Below are 19,293 nucleotides of genomic sequence, written 5' to 3' on the forward strand. Positions count from 1 at the left end.
CACGATTATCCGCCTGGGCGTCGCGAAACGGTGGTCCGTCACGGGCCGATTGGCGGCCCCACACGGCGCTTCACGTTATATCAATCTGTTATGTGGCCATAGCCGGTTCCGCAGACGCACCGCTCCCGTACCCGAGCAGATCGGGCGCCAGGGCGAAGGTGCGCATCAGGTTATGAGCCAGGGCATGCAGTAGCAGCACACAGCGCGCTTTGGGGGTGCCGCGGACCCGCACACGGGTGAGGCCGCGCTCGCGCGCCTGGGCGTTGACGCACTCGGGCGTGGATGCCCGTTCTTTGTAGAGGTCCTTCGCCGCGTCGGTGCCCATGCGTTCGCGCCACGCGGCGACGGGTTCGCTGGCGCCCGCTTTGGCGACGTGCGGATCGGTCTGCGCGTCTTTCGGCGCGGGGCATACACAACGGTCGACGCGGCGGCTTGTTCGAGTTGCTCGTGGGCCGGGTAGCCACCGTCGACCAGCCACTCGTCAGGGGCCTGCCCATAGCGCTCGTTGACCTGCTCAATCATGGGGGTCAGTTGCGCCATGTCCGTTCCCGCCGTGGCCGCTTCCACGCCGACAACGACGTGTGATGCCGTGTCGCTGACGAACTGGCCGTTGTCGGCGGGACGATAACCGCCGTCAGCCATCGTCATCACCGTCGCCTCGGCATCGGTCGTGGAAACCCGCGCCGCCTCTGCCTTCTTGCCCTGTTTGGTTTTGATCTCGGCCATCTGCGGCAGACGCGTGAGCGCCTGCTCAATGCGTTCTTGCCGCTCACGGGCCGCGCGTTCACGGGCCGCCTGTTGTCGCCGGGTCGTAGCGCCGGGGTCATCCTCGCACTGACGCTTGAGCGCCTCGACCTGTGCCTGCGCCGCCTCCAGACACCGCTCCAGCGTCTCGCCACGCCGGAACGAGGCCGCCCCGGCACTGGCGCGGATGCGTATCCCATCTTGGGCCACCCGCTTGAGCGTCACCGCCCCCACCGCCAGCAAGGCCGCCACGCTGTCGGTCAACAAGGCGTCGAGCACCTCGCCATGCGCCGTGCGAAAATCCGACAGGGTGTGGTCGTTCACCTGCACCCCGCCGCAGATCCACCGGTAGGCGTCGTGCTCCTGGGTCAGCCTCGCCACCGCCCGCGCGCTGCCAACCCCCTCCAGCGTCGCATACAGCCACAGCGCGAACAGGATCTCCGGGGCGTCCGCTACCGCCTTCGAACGCACGGATGACCGCATACATGCCGCTCACGTCCGCCCGCTCGACCCACGCCCAGACCAGGCGCGCCCGATGCCCTGCGGGCAACGGCGCCTCCAGGTCGCACGGGCGCCGTTCCAGTTGCGTCCGATTCGGCATCAGGATCCGCGCCACACCCGCGGCCACCGTCGTCGCGACGGGCGGGGGCCGTTCCGCAAGACTGGGGGCAGCGTCAAACAGACTTGGTTGCCGCTCGTTGGACATCGCTCGTCGATTACCGACTGTCAATTCAATGGGGCCATTATACTCCCCACCCACCGCCTCGCACAGGGTCGGGAGGTTTGTTCACAAGCTCTCAGTCTTCCGCCCGCTGATAGGCGTCGGCCATCTGCTTCTGGATGTTGGCGGGCACCGGGTCGTAATGACTGAGTTCGATACTGTAGGTGCCCTCGCCGCCGGTCATGGCCTTGAGTCGGGCGTCATAGCCCGACAGCTCCGCTAGCGGCGCCTCGCCTTCGAGCAGGATGCGGCCGCGACTCTTGGTCTCGCTGCCGTTGATGCGGCCGCGCCGGCTCGACAGATCCCCCGCCAGATCGCCCATGGCGCTGTCCTGGGCGGTGATGCGGATCTTGACGATCGGTTCCAGGATGACCGGTTGGGCCTTGAGCACGGCGTCGACGAACGCCTTGCGACCGGCGGTGGCAAAGGCGATGTCCTTGGAATCCACGGGATGAAATTTGCCGTCATAGACGGTGACCTTGACATCCTGGAGCGGATAACCGGCGACGGCGCCTTCATCCAAAACCTGACGCACGCCCTTTTCGATCGAGGGGATGAAGTTGCCTGGGATGACGCCGCCGACCACCGCGTCGATGAATTCGAAGCCGGCGCCGCGTTCGTTGGGCTCGACCCGCAGATAGACCTCGCCGAACTGGCCCGCGCCACCGGTCTGCTTCTTGTGCCGGTGATGCCCCTCCGCCTTGCCCATGATGGTCTCGCGGTACGGGATGCTCGGCGGGTGAGTCTCCACCTCGACATGGAATTGTTCGGTCAGCCGGCGCAGCAGCACCTTGAGGTGCAACTCGCCAAGACCGCGGATGATGGTCTCGTTGGCGGCGGCGTTGTGTTCGAGATGGAAACAGGGATCTTCCGACTCCAGCTTATGCAGCGCGTCGGTCAGCTTCTGCTCGTCGCCGCGCTTGGCGGTGTTGATGGCGAGTCCGAACAGCGGCAGCGGGCATTCCAGGCTGGCGAGGTGGAAGTGGTCTTCTTCGTGTGAGTCGTGCAGCACGGCGTCGAAATGAATGTCGTCGACCCGCGAGACGGCGAGGATGTCGCCGGGGACGCCTTCGCTCACCTCGATCAATTCGCTGCCATGCAGTCGGTAGAGATGATTGACCTTGAACGGCTTGCGGGCGTCGCCGATCAGGATCTGAGCGCCCGTCGTCATGCGGCCCTGATGGATGCGGAAGATGCCGAGCTTGCCCCGGAAGGGATCGTTGATGATCTTGAAGACATGCGCCACGACATGCAGCGACGGATCGGGCTTGACGGTCACTGGCAGCAGCGTGGCACCTTCGCCTTTCAGGAAGGGTGGCGGGTTGCCTTCGGATGGGTTGGGCATCAGCCGCGCCAGAATCTCCAACAATTCGGGGATGCCTGCGCCGGTCTGCGCGGACACGAAACAGACCGGGATCAGGTGAGACTCGCGCAGCGCGGTCTCGAAGGGATCATGGAGCTGTTCGGGTGCCAGATCCTGGCCCTGCTCCAGATACACCTCCATCAGCGCCTCGTCGACTTCCACGACCTGATCGATAATGTGGCTGTGGGCATCTTCCACCGAGGTGAAATCGGCGCCCTCGCCGGTCGGCTGGAAGAAGCAGTCGACGACCCGTTTGCCGCCGTCGGCCGGCAGATTGATCGGCAGACACTCGGCGCCGAAGGTCTCGCGGATCTGCTCGGTCAGGCCGGCAAGGTCGAGATCCGGGGCGTCGATCTGGTTGACGACGATGAGACGGCACAGCTTGCGGTTCTGCGCGGCCTTCATCATGCGGATGCTCATTGGCTCGATGCCGGACTGAGCATTGATGACCAGGGCGGCGGTCTCCACGGCGGGCAGAACCGAGATGCTGCGTCCGAGGAAATCCGGGTAGCCGGGGGTGTCGATTAGATTGATGTGTTTGCCGCCGGTACTGAAGCTCGTGATAGCCGCGTCCAGCGAGTGTTGCAGTTCTTTTTCCAGCGGGTCGAAGTCGCAGACGGTGGTCCCCTTGGCGACGTTTCCAGGGCTGGGGATGACGCCGGTGGCGGCGAGCAGTGCCTCTACCAACGTGGTCTTACCGGAGCCGGCGTGGCCGACCAGTGCGATATTGCGGACGTCCTCGGCATTGTAGTCAGACATCGGTGATCCTGTCGTGGCGCTTGAGTGGAATGCAGGGCGCTGGCGCGCCCTTTCGGCTGATTGTTCGAAGAACCGAAATTATACTGTAACCGAGATGTCGCACCGGCGGTATGTCGGTGCAATGCCGCGGCGCCTGCGTTGGATCAATGTTCAATGCGCGGCGGTCATCGACAGGCGGACAAAAAATGGCGGCCAATTGGCCGCCTAAGGACGCACAGCGATTGAGGAGGATCTTGCGGGATGATGCGCTGGTTTCGGCGTCTCGCCGCCATGTCCGATTCTTCCCGATGTCGTGAGCAACGTTAGCAGATCCCTGGAGGGTAAAAGATGGCACTGGTTCTCAACTCCGATGCATTTGTCGATGGCGATCCGATTCCGCGTCGATTCACCTGCGAGGGTGAGGATGTCTCGCCGCCGTTGACTTGGGACAACCTGCCGGTCGGCACCGAAAGTCTGGTCCTGATCGTCGATGACCCGGATGCTCCCGATCCCGCCGCCCCACGCATGGTTTGGGACCATTGGGTGCTCTATAACCTGCCCGCGACCTCTCCGGGGCTGCCGGAGGGCGTGGCGTCCGCTGCCTTGCCGGCGGGGACTGGCGAGGGGATCAACAGTTGGGGGCGCACCGGCTACGGCGGTCCCTGTCCGCCCATCGGCCGGCATCGCTATTTCCATCGGCTCTACGCGCTGGATGCCCGCCTGCCGTCCGAGCTGGGCAATCCCGGCAAGGACGACCTTCTGCTGGCGATGGACGAGCACATTCTCGCCCATGCCGAGCTGGTGGGAACCTACGAAAAACAGGCTTGAATTCGATCGCACTCCCCGCTGGCAAGGCCCGCGATCACTCGACGGCGCGACAGTATGACGTGCATTGGTGTATTTTTGCGTCGCCCCTGAACCAGATCCGAGCGATATTCGGCATGACCAAAGAACGACGACAACTGGGCGCGCGACAGGCCAGCCTCGCGCCAGGGGAGGCGGAGAAGATTCAGGCGCTCGGGCGCGCGGTGATCGAGACCGAGGCCGCCGCGGTCGCCGCGCTAGCGGGACGGATTGACGCCGACTTTGTGACTGCCTGCCGCTTCATGCTCGCCTGCGAGGGTCGCATCGTGGTCCTCGGCATGGGCAAATCGGGGCACATCGGCGGCAAGATCGCCGCGACTCTGGCCAGTACGGGGAGCCCGGCCTTTTTCGTCCATCCCGGCGAGGCGAGCCACGGCGACCTGGGGATGATTACCCCGCGCGATGTGGTGCTCGCCATTTCCAATTCCGGCGAGACCGAGGAATTCCTGACCATCCTGCCGATTCTCAAGCGGCTGGGGGTGCCGATGATCACCATGACCGGCCGCCGCGACTCCACCCTCGCCCGAGAGGCTGACGCGAGCCTGGATATCGGCGTGGCGAGCGAGGCCTGCCCGCTGGGGCTCGCGCCCACGTCGAGCACGACCGCCGCGTTGGCGATGGGCGACGCGCTGGCGATCGCGTTGCTCGAAAGTCGCGGATTCACCGCCGAGGACTTCGCTCGCTCGCACCCGGCCGGCAGTCTCGGACGTCGACTGTTGCTGCATGTCGGCGAGATCATGCATCGGGGCGAACGGCTGCCGAGCGTGACGCTCGGCACCTCGCTGCTGGAAACCCTGGATGAGATGTCGCACAAGGGGCTGGGGATGACCGCGGTGGTCGATGCCGATGGCACCCTGGCCGGGATCTTTACCGATGGCGATCTCCGGCGCGCGCTCGATCGCGGGATCTCGGTCCACCGGACAGCGATCGACGAGGTGATGACGCGCCAGTGCGCGACCGTCGCCGCCGAGGCGCTCGCGGCCGAGGCGCTCCAGCTCATGGAGTCCAGGTCGATCAACGGACTGCTGGTGCTCGACCCGAACCGGCGCCCGATCGGAGCCTTGAACATGCACGATCTGCTCAGGGCTGGGGTGGTTTGACCCCGTCGCCTTTCGTCAGCTTACAAGAGGGTACCGTTGTATGCAGGACATTCAAGAACGCGCCGCCCGCATCCGTCTGGTGATCTTCGATGTCGACGGGGTGCTGACCGATGGCAGTCTCTTCCTCGGCGACGACGGTCAGGAATACAAGGCGTTTCACTCCCGCGACGGACTCGGCATGACCCTGCTCCTGGATGCCGGCATCCGTCTGGCGGTGATTACCGGGCGTACCTCGAAGGTTGTGCGGATGCGCATGGAAAGTCTCGGGATCTCCGATGTGTACCAGGGCTACCGGGATAAATTGCCGGCCTATGAGGAACTTAAGCAGCGCCTTTCGTTGACGGACGATCTGATTGCCTATGTGGGCGACGATGTGGTGGATCTGCCGATCATGCGTCGGGTCGGTCTGGCGGTCGCCGTCGGCGACGCCCATCCGCGGGTCCAGCAGCATGCCCACTGGCGCACCCGTGCCGGCGGCGGGCAGGGCGCGGCGCGCGAAGTCTGCGAATTCATCCTGGATGCCCAGGGCGCTCTGGATCGAGCCATGAGTCGTTTCCAATGAGCATTCGTTTTTCATGAGCCCGAACGCCTCGCGGTTTTCGCGGCCGTCCTGGTCGCGCCGGCAACTCTTGCTGGGCGCCTGCTTCGTCGTCTCGGGCCTGATCGCCTGGTGGCAGCTTCAGTCGCCTCCCGATACCGCACCGGTGCTGGACGCGCGTCCGCGCCTGCCGGATTATGTCGTCCTGAATTTCGCCGCGGTGGATACCGATGAGGTCGGTCGGCCAAGCCGGCGCCTGCTGGCCGATGAACTGCGCCATTTCGTCAGGGAGGATCGGTCCGAACTCGATCGTCCGCACCTGGAACTGTTTCAGTCCGCCGGTCCGCCTTGGAAGGCGCGCGCTCAGGAGGGTCTTGTGCTGACCGGCGGCGATCAGGTTCGGCTCATCGGAGATGTCCAGTTGGATCGGGAGGGGGACGGCCAGACCCGTCCGGTGCATCTGGAGACCGAACGGATCGATGTCTGGCGCAAGCAGGCGCTTGCGGAAACGGATCTTCCGGTCCGCATCCTCAGCGACGGCGACTCGCTGACCGCCAATGGCATGCGGCTCTGGTATACCGAGCCGACGCGGACCACCTTCCATGGCCGCGCCCGCATCCGGTTCGCGCCGGAGTCCGCGCCAGACGACGAGTTAACCCGGGAGACGCCGCCATGAGCATCCTCGCACCCTGTCGGCGGCGGTCCTTACCCGCGATCTGGCTCAAGGCAAGCATGCCGCGCCCCGTCCGGCGCGCACTGTTCATGGCCGTCTGCCTGGCCGCCAGCATCTGGACGCCGGCTTGGGCGCTCCAGGAGGACGCCCAACAGCCCATCTTCATCGAGGCCGATGATGTCGAGGTGCGCGAGACCGACAGCATCAGCGTCTATGTCGGCAATGTCCAGGTTGATCAGGGCAGCATGCGGCTGCTCGCCGACCATGTGACCGTTTACCATCGGGAAGACCGTCAACCCAGATTTTTCGTCGCGTTGGGAGCGCCGGCCAAGTATCGACAGCAACTCGACAACCGCCAGGGCGAGGTCCAGGCGTTCGCCAGGCGGATGGAATACGATGCCGACAAGGACGAATTGATCCTGATCGGCGAGGGTCTGCTGATCCAGGGCGCGGATCGACTCGCCAGCGAACGGATCATCTACGACCGCGCGCGGGCGCGGTTTCGCGCCGGCGGCTCGGAACGGGTCAAGATCACCATCACCCCGCAATCGCGCTAAGCTCACGCCGCATCCGGCGGGAGCGAACGTCCCGAATGTCGGTTTCGAGCCACGTAGGAGGAGATCCAGTTGACCGCGCTGCATGCCGAACGACTGAAAAAGAGTTACCGCGGTCGCCAGGTGTTGCAGGACGTCAGCGTCGCCGTGAATCCAGGCGAGGTGGTGGGGCTGCTCGGACCCAACGGGGCCGGGAAGACCACCTGCTTCTATCTCATCGTCGGTCTGATCGCCGCGGATCAGGGCCGCATCCTGCTGAACGATCGCGATATCACGCGGCTGCCGATGCATGCGCGCGCGCGCGCCGGACTGAGCTATCTGGCTCAGGAGCCCTCGGTGTTTCGCAAACTCACCGCGCGCGAGAACATCCTGGCGATCCTGGAGACGCGCCGGGATCTCAAGCGTCCCGAGCGCGAGCGACAGTGCGAGCGACTGCTCGAAGAGCTGGGGATCGCGCATGTGAGCGATTCGCTCGCGCTCAGTCTCTCGGGCGGGGAGCGCAGGCGTCTGGAGATTGCTCGCGCCTTGGCCGTGGACCCGATCGTCATGTTGCTGGACGAACCCTTCGCCGGGGTCGATCCCATCGCGGTCGGCGACATCAAGGCCATCGTCTCCCATCTGCGCGACCGTCGGATCGGGGTGCTCATCACCGACCACAATGTGCGCGAGACGCTCGACATTTGCGACCGCAGCTACATCATCAGCGCCGGGACGGTGATCGCCGCCGGGGTGCCGGCCGATCTGCTCGCCAACCAGCAGGCACGGGATGTCTATCTGGGCGCCGATTTTTCCATGTAGCCCTGAAACGCCATCGGCCATGCCGCGCGCGCAACCCGCGTCGGTCTCCCGGCCGCTCGGGGGAAGTTTGCGATTTAACGCCCCCGCCATGATCGGGAAGGGTGTAAGATAAAATCATCATCACTCCCCCTGCCCGGACACGGCGAACGCGGGAGATTGAAATGGGCTAGAATCGCCGAAGACGCGCTTAACGCTTTCGCACTCGAACGGGATCATCTCAAGACGCACTCGCGCTCCATGAAGCAATCCATCCAGCTTCGCCTCGGCCAACACCTCACCATGACGCCCCAGTTGCAGCAGGCGATCAAGCTTCTGCAATTGTCCACGCTCGAACTTCAGAAAGAGATACAGGAGGCGCTCGATACCAATCTCATGCTGGAGGAGGGCGACGATGCCGAGCGATTCAGTGCCAGCGAGGCGAGCGACAGCCGGATCCAGCCGATCGAGGAGGTCGCGCGCACGCGCGCCGAGGAGGATCTGCGGATCGATCGGGAGGTTCCGTCCGAGTCCAGCGAGATGCCCGACGAGCTTCCGGTCGATACGCAATGGGAGGATGTCTACGACAGCTATCTGCCCACCGCCGCTCAAGGCGGCGATGACGGCGCGGACTACGACCCTTTCGCCCACCAAAGCCGTCCGCAAACGCTGCACGATCATCTCGCCTGGCAACTGAACCTCAGCCGTCTCAACGAGCGCGATTTCATGATCGCCCAGGCGATCATCGACGCCATCGACGCGGACGGGTATCTGCGCACCCACATCGAGGATCTGCTGACCACGATCGACCACCCGGAGATCGGTGCCGATGAGGTGCAGACCCTGCTCCATCGCGTCCAATCGCTCGATCCGCCCGGGGTGGGCGCGCGGGATCCGCGGGAATGTCTGCTGCTTCAATTGCGCCAGATGCCCTCGGAGACGCCTTGCCGCGACCTGGCCATTGCCATCTGCCGCGACGGGTTCGAGCATCTGCCGAGAAAAGACATCGCCGCGCTGGCGCGCCTGCTCAATGCGCCGGAGCCGGAGATCGTCAGCGCCATCGAACTCATTCGCCGACTCAATCCGCGGCCTGGATCCTTGATCGAGGCGGCGCCTTCGGAGTACGTTGTCCCGGACCTCTTCGTGCGCAAGCTGGAGGGCCGCTGGCTGGTCGAGCTGAATCCCGAATCGACGCCTAAACTGAGAGTGAACGCGGACTATGCGCGCTTGATCCGCCGCTCCGATCAGAGCGCCGACGGTACGACCCTGAAGAGCCATCTGCAGGAGGCACGCTGGTTCATCAAGAGTCTGGCGAGCCGCAACGATACCGTCCTGCGCGTGGGTTCCAAGATCGTGGAAATGCAGCAGGATTTTTTCGAGCAGGGCGACGAGGGGATGCGGCCGATGATTCTGCGCGACATTGCCGAGGCGCTCGAATTGCACGAATCCACCGTCTCCAGGGTCACCACGCAGAAATACATGCACACCCCGCGAGGCACTTTCGAGTTCAAATATTTTTTTTCCTCTCACGTCAATACCGCTTCTGGCGGCGAGTGTTCGTCCACGGCCATCCGCGCCCTGATTCGCAAACTGATCGCGGCGGAGTCCGCCAGGAAGCCACTGAGCGACGAGAAAATCGCCAAGGAGCTTGAGGGTCAGGGGATCAAGGTCGCGCGCCGGACAGTCGCCAAATACCGCGAGGCAATGGGTCTCCCACCCTCGAACGAGCGCAAACGCCTGGATTGACAGGCCGTTTGAACCTTAAGGAGTCACACGATGCAGATCAACCTGACGGGTCACCACATCGACATTACCGATGCACTCAGGGATTATGTCGAGAACAAATTCGAGCGCCTGGGGCGACATTTTGACCACGTCATCAACGCCCACGTCGTCCTCAGCGTTGAAAAACTCGCCCAAAAGGCGGAGGCGACACTCAATGTCAATGGGGGTAATGTGTTTGCCGACTCTACCCACGAAGATATGTACGCGGCGATCGATGCCCTGATCGACAAGCTTGATCGCCAGGTGCTGCGCCACAAGGAAAAGAAAAGCAGCCACCGCGGTCCTGTTGCGAAAATCGCCGAGGCGGAGGAATAGCCGCGGCCGAGCATTGAAGGCGAACGCGTTGCTTCCGTAGGCACGCACCAGGCACCTCGGGCGGCTCGTTGACTGACCGTTCGGGGTGTTTTTTATTGAGACGACGAGAGACGATCACCACCATTAGGCTCAGATCCAGCCGACAGGTCGATCGCAGGAGACCCGAATTCATGACCCTAGACAGCGATTGCGCGACCATCGCGCCGAACCCGCGAGACTGCCCGCGGAATGCGCGCGAAGACCTGGCGGCCGCCATGCGCGTCCGCGAATCCTAGGACGTTGAGCCATGTTGAGCCCAGACCTGATCAGCGAAGCCCGAATCGGGTGCGCTCTTGAGATCGCGAGCAAAAAACGCCTGCTCGAAACGCTGGCCGAACTGCTGGCAAGCGGTCATCCGCGCCTGCACACCGAGACCGTGTTCGAGCGACTGCTGGAACGCGAGCGCCTTGGCAGTACCGGACTTGGCCATGGCATCGCCTTGCCGCATGCCCGGATCAAGGAGGTCACGGAGGTGTTGGGAGCCTTCGTGCAGACGGTCCGGGGCGTGGACTATGACGCGACCGACGGCGAGCCGGTGGATCTCGCCTTTGCGCTGCTGGTGCCGGATGCCGCGAACGACGAACATCTGCGCCTCCTGGCGCATCTGGCCAGTCTGTTCAACGATCCGGCGATCCGGGCGAAACTGCGCGCGGCGGATTCGCCGGCATTGCTCCTGCAAGTGTTGAACTCGCGCTAAGCCGCCCTTGCAACGGCCGCCAGCGATGATCGATAGCCTTCAGTCCCTGATTGCGCAGACCGGATCCCAGCTCAAGCTGCATTGGCTGACGCCCGAGCCGCGCGAGCCGCGCCCCTTGCAGGGCGAGGCTCCCGAGCATTCCCGCCAGTCGCTGATCGGATCGCTGAACTGTATCCATCCCAACCGCCTGCAGATCGTGGGTCAGCAGGAACAGGCGTATCTGCATGCCCTGGGCGCGACCGCCTTCGCCGAAACCATCGAAAAACTCTTCGCCGACCGTCCCGCGGCGGTGATCTTTTCCGATGGCATCGAGCCTGGCGCGGCATTGCTCGAATATGCCGAAGGCACGCAGACGCCGCTGCTGGCTTCCACGCTCGGCGATCAGGAACTGATCAACCACCTGCGTTATTTTCTGACCCATGCGCTCGCGGAACGCAAGACGGTGCATGGTGTCTTTATCGAAGTGTTGGGCATGGGCGTGCTGCTGGTCGGCAGTCCGGCGGTCGGCAAGAGCGAACTGGCGCTGGAGTTGATCACCCGCGGTCACCGCATCGTCGCCGACGACGCGCCCCGCTTCGCGCGGATCGCCCCCGAGGTGCTCGAAGGCACCTGTCCGGAAACCCTGCGGGACTTTCTCGAAGTCCGCGGTCTGGGTATCCTCAACATCCGCGCCATGTTCGGCGAAGGCGCCGTGCTGCGCAGCAAGACGCTCAACCTGATCATCGACCTGCAACCACTGGATCACCAACAGCTCGAATGCATCGATCGACTCACCGGCAGCCTGACGGCGGCCACCATCCTGGGCGTCGCGATCCCGAAGATCGTCATGCCGGTGGCGCCGGGCCGCAACCTGGCCATTCTGGTCGAGGCGGCGGTGCGACATCAGATCCTGCGCATCCGCGGCTACGACGCGGGCGTGGATTTCATCGATCGGCAAGCCCGCGCCATCAGTATCGATCGACCCGATCCGCCAGCCGCCCGACGCTGACGTCACAGGCTCAAGCGTCGTCTTCCGTCAGCCCGACCTGAAGCGCACTCAATCATGAAACTGGTTATTCTCAGTGGACTATCCGGCTCCGGGAAAAGCGTCGCACTTCACACGCTGGAAGATCTGGGCTATTACTGTATCGACAACCTGCCGCTCTTTCTGCTGAAAGACCTCGTGCTGGGGCTGCGCAAGGCGGCGCTTGACGAGGCGTTCACGAACACGGCGGTCGGTGTCGACGCCCGGACCAATCCGGATGAACTGCGCCTGCTCCCGGAACTTGTCCGGACCGCTCAGGAGCGAGGCATCGACTGTCGCGTCATCTTTCTGGAAACGAACACCGACACTTTGATCAAGCGTTTCAGCGAGACCCGCCGCAAGCATCCGCTCACCCGGGGCGACCGTTCGCTCGGCGAGGCGATCCAGCTCGAACGCGACCTGCTGGAGCCGATCCGGAGCTGCGCCGGGATCCTCATCGACACCACCCAGACCAATGTCCACGAGTTGCGCGATCGGGTACGCGGCTGGCTGGTCGGCAGCGTCTCGCCCAAGGCGTCGATTCTGCTCCAGTCGTTCGGGTTCAAGCATGGCGTGCCGCAGGATGTGGATTTCGTGTTCGATGTGCGTTGCCTGCCCAATCCGCACTGGCAGCCCGAACTCAAACCGCTGACCGGACGCGATCCGCCGGTCGTGGCGTTTCTGGAGGCAAGCCCCGAGGTCCAGCGGATGCGCGATGACATTCAATCCTTTCTCGCGCACTGGATCCCGTCCTTCGAGACCGACGGGCGGAGTTATCTGACGATCGCCATCGGCTGTACCGGCGGTCAACATCGCTCGGTCTACATGACCGAGGCACTGCGTCGCTTCTTCGAGGGTGACGGTCACAAGGTCATCGTGAGACATCGGGAATTGCCATGAGCGTCGGACTTCTTCTGATTACGCATCGTCCGCTCGCGGGGGATCTGCTGAGTGTCGCCACCGAGATTCTGGGCAGCCGTCCGCCCGGCATCGAGGCGCTGGAGGTGATCAACGATACCCCGTGCGAAGATCTCGTCGCCGAGGGTCTGCGGCGCGCCGCGCGACTCGACCAGGGCGATGGCGTGCTGATCCTGACCGACCTCTTCGGCGCCACGCCCGCCAATGTCGCGATGGTTCTGTTGGATCGCCTGGAGCGCGCGCGGGTGCTGGCAGGCGTGAACCTGCCGATGCTGCTGCGGGCATTGAACTACGCCGCGCTGGATCTGGAGACGGTGGCCGAGAAGGCCGCGCAGGGCGCGCGCGATGGTATCCGCCTGTGCGTCGCCGCAGGCGAGCAGCGCACGATACCGGCACGCAGGATCCAGGTCACATGATTCGCAGGGAATTCGAGATCTGCAACAAACTGGGTCTGCACGCGCGCGCGGCAGCCAAGCTGGTGCAATGCGCCACGCGCTACCGCAGCCATATCGAAATCGAGCGGCGCGATCAGCGCGTCAACTGCAAAAGCATCATGGGGGTGATGATGCTGGCCGCGAGTCAGGGCACCTGGGTCACGGTCGAGGCCGTCGGCGACGACGAGGAGGACGCAATGGTGTCGATCGAGACACTCATCCGCGAGCGCTTCGGGGAGGCCGAATGACCACCGCCTTTCAGGGCATCGGAATCGCCTCGTCCTGTCCGATTGCCCTGGGGCCGGCGTTCATCGACGCGCGCGGACGCGGCGGCGCCTTCCTCACCCCCATCGCCAGCGATCAGATCGGCGCCGAGATCGCCCGACTGGATCTGGCCGTGGCCGCCGCGCGCGAGGCCTTGCAGGCGGTACGCGAACAGATCCCGCGCCACACCCCCATCAAGATCGCCGAGTTCATCGACGCCCACCTGCTGATGCTCGAAGATGCCGCCCTCATCGACGAGGTCCGGCGCATCGTGACCGATCAATTGTGCAATGCGGAGTGGGCGCTCCAGTTACAGCGCGACACCCTGATTCGGGTCTTCGACGAGATGGACGACCCCTATCTGCGCACCCGGCGCGACGATATCGAGCATGTGGTCCGTCAGATTCAGTCCTTCCTGCGCGGCGAAGCGCCCGCGCTCAACCCCGGAATCAAGGATCTCGACGGCTGCGTGGTGGTGGCGCACGATCTCATGCCCGCCGACGCCATCCTGCTGCGCCACCGCGGCGCGGCGGCCTTCGTCACCGAAGCCGGCGGTCCCATGTCGCATACCGCCATCCTGGCGCGCAGCCTCGGGGTTCCCGCGGTTATGGGCGTCCACGAGATCACCCGTTATCTGCGTCAGAATGAATTTCTGGTGGTCGACGGCGAGACCGGAACCGTGCTCGCCGATGCCGACGAACGCACCCGGGAGTATTTCCGCCAGCGCCTGCGCGCGTTCGAGGCGCGCCAGCGTCGGTTGCGCGAATTGGTCAGCCGACCCACTCTGACACGCAATGGGGTCGCCATCGATCTGCTGGCCAATCTGGAATTGCCCGAGGACGTGCGCACGGCCAAGGCCAACGGCGCCGCTGGCGTCGGTCTGTACCGCACCGAATTTCTCTACATGAACCGCGACGACCTCCCGGACGAGGAGGAGCATTTGGCCAACTATGCCGAGATGATCGCGGGACTCGATGGCATCCCCATCACCATCCGCACCCTGGATCTCGGCGTCGAGAAAGGCTGCGAGGCGTTCGTCCGATGCGGCTCCAATGCCTGCAATCCGGCACTCGGTTTGCGCGCGATTCGACTCTGTCTCAAGGAACCGGAGCTGTTCCGACCGCAATTGCGCGCGATTCTGCGCGCCTCCGCGCTCGGCCCAGTCCGCCTGATGCTGCCGCTCGTGACCAATGTGCATGAAGTGGATACCGTGCTGGCGCTCATTGTGCAGCTCAAGCATCAGCTCGACCGCGAGGGACTGCGCTACGATCCCGCCCTGCCGGTCGGGGCCATGATCGAGGTGCCCGCCGCCGCGCTGGCGGCCCGCGCCATCGCCCACCGGATGGACTTTCTCTCCATCGGCACCAATGACCTGATCCAGTACACGCTCGCCATCGACCGTCTGGACGACGCCGTCAACTATCTGTTCGACCCCACCCATCCCGCCATCCTGCGGCTGATCCGCATGACCATCGAGGCCGGGCGCGCGCTGAACATTCCGGTCAGCATGTGCGGCGAGATGGCCGGCGACCCGCGCTTCACGCGCCTGCTGCTGGGGCTTGGGCTGCGGGAGTTCAGCATGCAGCCGGGGGCGCTGCTCGACATCAAGGAAATCGTGCTTGACGCCGATTCGCGGGAACTTCAGCGGCGCACCGCCCAACTGTTCGATCTGCTCGACGAGACGGATCCCAGCCACCTGTTGGAAGCCTTGAATCAGGCTTGAGTCCGGACCGACAAGCCCCCCATGAGCGTCTCCGTCCCCAGCCATCCCGACCGCCCGCGTCTCGACGCCCTGCGCCAAGTGCTTGAGCAGGGCGCCATGCGTCAGGCCGCGCGCATGCTCAATGCCCTGCAACCCGCCGAAATCGCGTATCTGCTCGAATCCCTGCCGCCTCAGGAACGCGAACTGGTCTGGAATCTGGTGGAGGCCGAGTCCGATGGCGAGGTGCTGGCCTATCTGCATGACGATGTCCGCGAACACCTGATCCGGCTGATGGATACCGGCGAACTGATCGCCGCGATGGGCAATCTGGACACCGACGACCTGGCCGACCTGATCCGGGATCTGCCTGTGGCCATCACGCGCGAGGTCGTCAAATCGCTCGACCAACAGCGCCGCGAGCGACTTGAGCAGGCCCTGTCATTTCCGGAAGACAGCGCCGGCGGCCTGATGAACACCGACACGGTGACGGTACGCCCCGAGATGACCCTGGAAGTCGTGATGCGCTATCTGCGTCGGCTCAAGGGCGGCCTGCCGGACATCACGGACAACCTCATCGTGGTCAATCGCCGGGGATCCTACCTGGGCGTGCTCTCTCTGACCGATCTGCTGACCCACGACCCGGAGGATTCGGTTGCCGAGGCCATGCGGCTGGACGTGCAGGCCATTCCCGCGACCTGGAGCGCCCACGAGGTCGCGACTCGTTTCGAGCAGCACGATCTGGTCACCGCGCCGGTGGTGGACGACGAGGGACGCCTGCTCGGGCGTATCACGGTCGACGATGTGATGGACGTGATCCGCAAGGAAGCCGAACATCAGTTTCTCGGTCAGGCCGGTCTTTCGGAGACCGAGGACATGTTCGCCCCGGTCCTGCTCAGCGCGCGCCGGCGCGCGCTCTGGCTCGGCGTCAACCTGCTGACCGCCTTTCTCGCCGCCTGGGTCATCGGCCGCTTCGAGGCGACGATTCAGCAGGTGGTGGCGCTGGCCGTCCTCATGCCCGTGGTCGCCAGCATGGGCGGGATCGCCGGCACCCAAACGCTTACGCTCGCCATCCGCGGCTTGGCCGTGGGCCATCTCACGTCCAGGAACGCCCGCTGGCTGTTCCGCAAGGAGATGGCGGTCGCGGCGCTCAACAGCATCGTCTGGGCCGTGGTGGTGGCGCTGATCGCCTGGCTCTGGTTCCACGACACCCGGATCGCGCTGGTCATCGGCGCGGCCATCAGCATCAACCTGCTCGCCGCCGCCTTCGCGGGCGCGCTGTTGCCGCTCTTGCTGGAACGCCTCGGCATCGATCCGGCCCTGGCCGGCGGGGTGATTCTCACCACCGTGACGGATGTGGTGGGCTTTCTGGCGTTTCTGGGATTGGCGACGGTCTTTTTGCTTTAACTTTCGGAAGGTCAGACGAATGGCGCGAGCCACGGTCTTATTCATCATTCTGCTTCTCGTCGGAACATCAACCACGTTTGCCGATGCCGAAGAGCGACCACTCTGGGAGATCGGGTTTGGCGGCGGGGTCATCCAGATTCCGGATTATCGCGGCTCCAGCGAATCGGGCGTCTATCCCTACCCCTTCGTCATGCCCATTTACCGTGGTCGCTCTTTCCAGGCCGACGAGGAAGGCATTAAGGGCGTTCTCGGCGAATCCAATCGTCTGCGTCTGGATGTCAGCTTCTATGGCAATGTGCCGGTCAACGGCGATAACGACGCTCGCGCGGGCATGGAGACCCTGGATCCGCTCCTGGAAATCGGCCCGATGCTCCGCTATAAGGCGTGGACAGCGTCGCGCCACCGCCAATCGCTGATCCTCGACGCGCCGCTGCGAGTGGCGCTGTCGCTTGGCGATGGAGTGGATGTGGTGGGGTATGCGCTGACGCCGAGGGCGTCGTACCGCAGACAGATCGATCTGTGCGACAGGCCGTGGAAGTGGTCCATCAGTGGCGAACTGCTTTGGGGGTCACGGGATCTGCATCGCTATTACTATCAGGTCGATCCCGTCGACGCGACGGCGTGGCGGCCGGCCTACGATGCCGGGGCGGGATTTGGCGGCTCCCGACTGCGTACCAGTCTGTACCGGCGCGATCGCAACCGGCTGATCAGCCTCTATGCGGTTTACGATCATCTCGGCGGAGCGGTCTTCGAGGACAGTCCGCTGGTCGAGCGGCAGGGGGGCTTGACACTTGGCTTCGTCGTGATCTGGTTCCCCTTCCAATCCAACGACGTGGTGAAGGTCAATCAATGGGAATGGACGACCGAATAACGCATCGATCAGACGCCGAAAAGGTGACAGACGACGGCGTTCTGGCGGAGATCGCCTATGGGACGCGCCATGTCCGCGACCCTGCCGATCCACGCCGGATCGTCATCGGTACGCCACCCATTGCCGGCGCGCCGGCGCGCGATGTCTGGCCGCTTGCCGAACCCACCACGGCGGGCTGGTTCGACGACATCGGTTATGTGGTCGGCGAGGGCTTTCTGTTCGCGCATCTGCTGGTGCCCGAACCCGCCGGGGCGGATCTGACGTGCCTGACCCGGCAGGCCTACACCCGCCTGCTCGCCTTTGTGCGCGCCAGTCGCTGCCCCCATCCGCTGCGCGTCTGGAACTATCTGTCGCGCATCAACGAAGACGATGGCGGTATCGAACGCTATCAGTCTTTCTGCCGGGGACGCGCCATGGCGTTTGCCGAGGCGGCCATTCCGGACTCTCGCTGTCCGGCGGCCACCGCCATCGGTTGCGACGCGCCGGGCCTCTCGATCCATCTGCTCGCCGGCAGCCAGGCCGGGACGCCGATCGAAAACCCCCGCCAGATCAGCGCCTATCGTTATCCCCCGAACCATGGTCCGCGCCCGCCGTCGTTCGCCCGCGCCATGCTCTATGCCGGGCCGGAACGCTCCCGTGAGCTGGCGATTTCAGGCACCGCCAGCATCGTCGGCCATGTCACCATGCACCCCGGCCATCTGCCGCGCCAACTGCGCGAGACCCTGCGTAATCTCGCCGCCGTGATCGACAATGTCCCCGGCGATTCCGCGACGCTCCGGCGTCATCTTCGCTGGCTCAAGGTCTATCTGCGCGATCCCGAGCGGGCGCGGGAAGTGGACGCCGTGCTGCGCGTCTGGGCCGGCGGGCATGTCCCGATCCTCTATCTGCGCGGGGCGATCTGTCGTCGTGCGCTGGAGATCGAGATCGAGGGCCATTGCGCGCCGGCCTGACCGGATCGCGCCGATCCACGCCACGACCATTCCCGTTTCAATCCAGACCAAACCGAGCGAAGACTCATGGATCATCCGACAGACCGCCCCCCCCTCTCGCCACACCCGGTACTTGCCAACCACTACGGCACGGCTGAAGAACGTGTGGGCTATATCCGGCGCCTGTTCGATCGCACGGCGGCGGACTACGACCGTATCAATGACTGGATGAGCCTGAACCGGGGCGAGTCATATCGACGGGAGGCGATGATTCGGGCCGGCGTCCAGCCGGGCCAGTCGGTGCTCGACTGCGCCTGCGGTACTGGCGTCATGGCCGCGCAGGCACAAGCGTTAGTCGGAGATGCCGGCCAAGTCATCGCGCTTGACCCAAGCCTGCCGATGCTCGCCATCGCAAAAGCGCGTGGCGTCCGGTTGCGGATGGCCGGAATCGCCGAACAGTTGGCGCTGCCGGATCGGAGCCTGGATGTCATCGCCATGGGTTATGCATTGCGCCATGTCGCCGATCTGGGCGTGACCTTTGCCGAGTTTGCGCGCGTGCTGCGACCGGGCGGGCGGTTGCTCATTCTGGAGATGGTTCCGCCCACCTCGCGCATCGGCTATGGGTTGACCCGGTTTTACCTGAAATCGCTAGTGCCGACGCTCGCGTCCTGGGTTGGGCGCAGTCCCGACGCCCGCCAACTGATGCGGTATTACTGGGATACCGTGGATCGCTGCGTGGCGCCCGAAATCGTCATCGAGGCCCTGCGCGAAGCCGGATTTCAGGGTGTCACTCGCTCGGTACAGTTCGCCCTGCTAACCGAGTACACCGCCTCCCGACCGGACGCATGAACCGCCATCGGGGC

General features: G+C 64.5%; 19 protein-coding genes and 1 pseudogene. 18 read left to right on the forward strand and 2 right to left on the reverse strand.

Annotation, left to right across the window (positions count from 1 at the left end):
- Positions 1–88 precede the first annotated feature (88 nt).
- Both THIVI_RS10765 and fusA read right to left on the reverse strand, forming a co-directional pair.
- Positions 89–1,450: pseudogene (locus THIVI_RS10765) on the reverse strand (IS1182 family transposase).
- Positions 1,451–1,541: 91 nt separating this feature from the next.
- Positions 1,542–3,587, reverse strand: coding sequence for an elongation factor G (gene fusA / locus THIVI_RS10770; RefSeq protein WP_014778623.1), 2,046 nt, complete (start codon positions 3,585–3,587; stop codon positions 1,542–1,544).
- Positions 3,588–3,914: 327 nt separating this feature from the next.
- On the opposite strand from fusA, the gene THIVI_RS10775 reads away from it, so the two are divergent.
- The 18 genes from THIVI_RS10775 to THIVI_RS10860 all read left to right on the forward strand — a co-directional run bounded on the left by THIVI_RS10775 (position 3,915) and on the right by THIVI_RS10860 (position 19,279).
- Positions 3,915–4,394, forward strand: a complete 480-nt coding sequence (locus tag THIVI_RS10775) for a YbhB/YbcL family Raf kinase inhibitor-like protein (RefSeq protein WP_014778624.1) — start codon at positions 3,915–3,917, stop codon at positions 4,392–4,394.
- Positions 4,395–4,507: 113 nt separating this feature from the next.
- Positions 4,508–5,530, forward strand: coding sequence for a KpsF/GutQ family sugar-phosphate isomerase (locus tag THIVI_RS10780; protein WP_014778625.1), 1,023 nt, complete (start codon positions 4,508–4,510; stop codon positions 5,528–5,530).
- A 40-nt stretch (positions 5,531–5,570) separates the two neighbouring features.
- Entirely contained in the window at positions 5,571–6,092 is a 522-nt protein-coding gene (gene kdsC / locus THIVI_RS10785) for a 3-deoxy-manno-octulosonate-8-phosphatase KdsC (RefSeq protein WP_014778626.1), read from the forward strand.
- Positions 6,093–6,105: 13 nt separating this feature from the next.
- On the forward strand, positions 6,106–6,744 hold the full coding sequence (gene lptC, locus THIVI_RS10790; protein ID WP_014778627.1) for an LPS export ABC transporter periplasmic protein LptC: 639 nt from the start codon (positions 6,106–6,108) through the stop codon (positions 6,742–6,744).
- A complete protein-coding gene (gene lptA, locus THIVI_RS10795) occupies positions 6,741–7,298 on the forward strand; it encodes a lipopolysaccharide transport periplasmic protein LptA (protein WP_014778628.1) in 558 nt (185 codons plus the stop codon). Before lptC ends, lptA begins: the two co-directional genes overlap by 4 nt.
- Before the next feature lie 69 nt (positions 7,299–7,367).
- Positions 7,368–8,093 (forward strand): LPS export ABC transporter ATP-binding protein, encoded by a 726-nt coding sequence (gene lptB / locus THIVI_RS10800; protein WP_014778629.1) that lies wholly within the window; start codon positions 7,368–7,370, stop codon positions 8,091–8,093.
- Between the two features lie 237 nt (positions 8,094–8,330).
- Complete coding sequence (locus THIVI_RS10805; protein ID WP_014778630.1) at positions 8,331–9,815, forward strand: RNA polymerase factor sigma-54; 1,485 nt, start codon at positions 8,331–8,333, stop codon at positions 9,813–9,815.
- A gap of 30 nt (positions 9,816–9,845) precedes the next feature.
- Positions 9,846–10,169 (forward strand): ribosome hibernation-promoting factor, HPF/YfiA family, encoded by a 324-nt coding sequence (hpf, locus tag THIVI_RS10810; protein WP_014778631.1) that lies wholly within the window; start codon positions 9,846–9,848, stop codon positions 10,167–10,169.
- Positions 10,170–10,455: 286 nt separating this feature from the next.
- Complete coding sequence (locus THIVI_RS10815; protein WP_014778633.1) at positions 10,456–10,905, forward strand: PTS sugar transporter subunit IIA; 450 nt, start codon at positions 10,456–10,458, stop codon at positions 10,903–10,905.
- 25 nt (positions 10,906–10,930) lie between these two features.
- Positions 10,931–11,893: an HPr(Ser) kinase/phosphatase gene (gene hprK / locus THIVI_RS10820; protein ID WP_014778634.1), complete on the forward strand. Its 963-nt coding sequence runs from the start codon at positions 10,931–10,933 to the stop codon at positions 11,891–11,893.
- A gap of 54 nt (positions 11,894–11,947) precedes the next feature.
- Positions 11,948–12,808: an RNase adapter RapZ gene (rapZ, locus tag THIVI_RS10825; protein ID WP_014778635.1), complete on the forward strand. Its 861-nt coding sequence runs from the start codon at positions 11,948–11,950 to the stop codon at positions 12,806–12,808.
- Positions 12,805–13,242 (forward strand): PTS sugar transporter subunit IIA, encoded by a 438-nt coding sequence (locus THIVI_RS10830; RefSeq protein WP_014778636.1) that lies wholly within the window; start codon positions 12,805–12,807, stop codon positions 13,240–13,242. The genes rapZ and THIVI_RS10830 overlap by 4 nt, the downstream gene beginning before the upstream one ends.
- Positions 13,239–13,508: an HPr family phosphocarrier protein gene (locus THIVI_RS10835; RefSeq protein ID WP_014778637.1), complete on the forward strand. Its 270-nt coding sequence runs from the start codon at positions 13,239–13,241 to the stop codon at positions 13,506–13,508. The genes THIVI_RS10830 and THIVI_RS10835 overlap by 4 nt, the downstream gene beginning before the upstream one ends.
- Positions 13,505–15,247, forward strand: coding sequence for a phosphoenolpyruvate--protein phosphotransferase (gene ptsP / locus THIVI_RS10840; protein WP_014778638.1), 1,743 nt, complete (start codon positions 13,505–13,507; stop codon positions 15,245–15,247). The genes THIVI_RS10835 and ptsP overlap by 4 nt, the downstream gene beginning before the upstream one ends.
- A gap of 21 nt (positions 15,248–15,268) precedes the next feature.
- The gene (gene mgtE / locus THIVI_RS10845; protein WP_014778639.1) at positions 15,269–16,630 is read left to right on the forward strand and encodes a magnesium transporter; all 1,362 of its coding nucleotides are present in this window, start codon (positions 15,269–15,271) and stop codon (positions 16,628–16,630) included.
- A 19-nt stretch (positions 16,631–16,649) separates the two neighbouring features.
- Complete coding sequence (locus THIVI_RS10850) at positions 16,650–17,501, forward strand: MipA/OmpV family protein (protein ID WP_014778640.1); 852 nt, start codon at positions 16,650–16,652, stop codon at positions 17,499–17,501.
- A gap of 23 nt (positions 17,502–17,524) precedes the next feature.
- Positions 17,525–18,451 carry a chorismate transformation FkbO/Hyg5 family protein gene (locus THIVI_RS10855; protein ID WP_052315007.1) on the forward strand — a complete coding sequence of 309 codons (927 nt, stop codon included), beginning with the start codon at positions 17,525–17,527 and terminating at the stop codon, positions 18,449–18,451.
- A 66-nt stretch (positions 18,452–18,517) separates the two neighbouring features.
- Positions 18,518–19,279 carry a class I SAM-dependent methyltransferase gene (locus tag THIVI_RS10860; protein WP_014778642.1) on the forward strand — a complete coding sequence of 254 codons (762 nt, stop codon included), beginning with the start codon at positions 18,518–18,520 and terminating at the stop codon, positions 19,277–19,279.
- Positions 19,280–19,293 lie beyond the last annotated feature (14 nt).

The organism is Thiocystis violascens DSM 198, assembly GCF_000227745.2.
GTDB lineage: Bacteria > Pseudomonadota > Gammaproteobacteria > Chromatiales > Chromatiaceae > Chromatium > Chromatium violascens.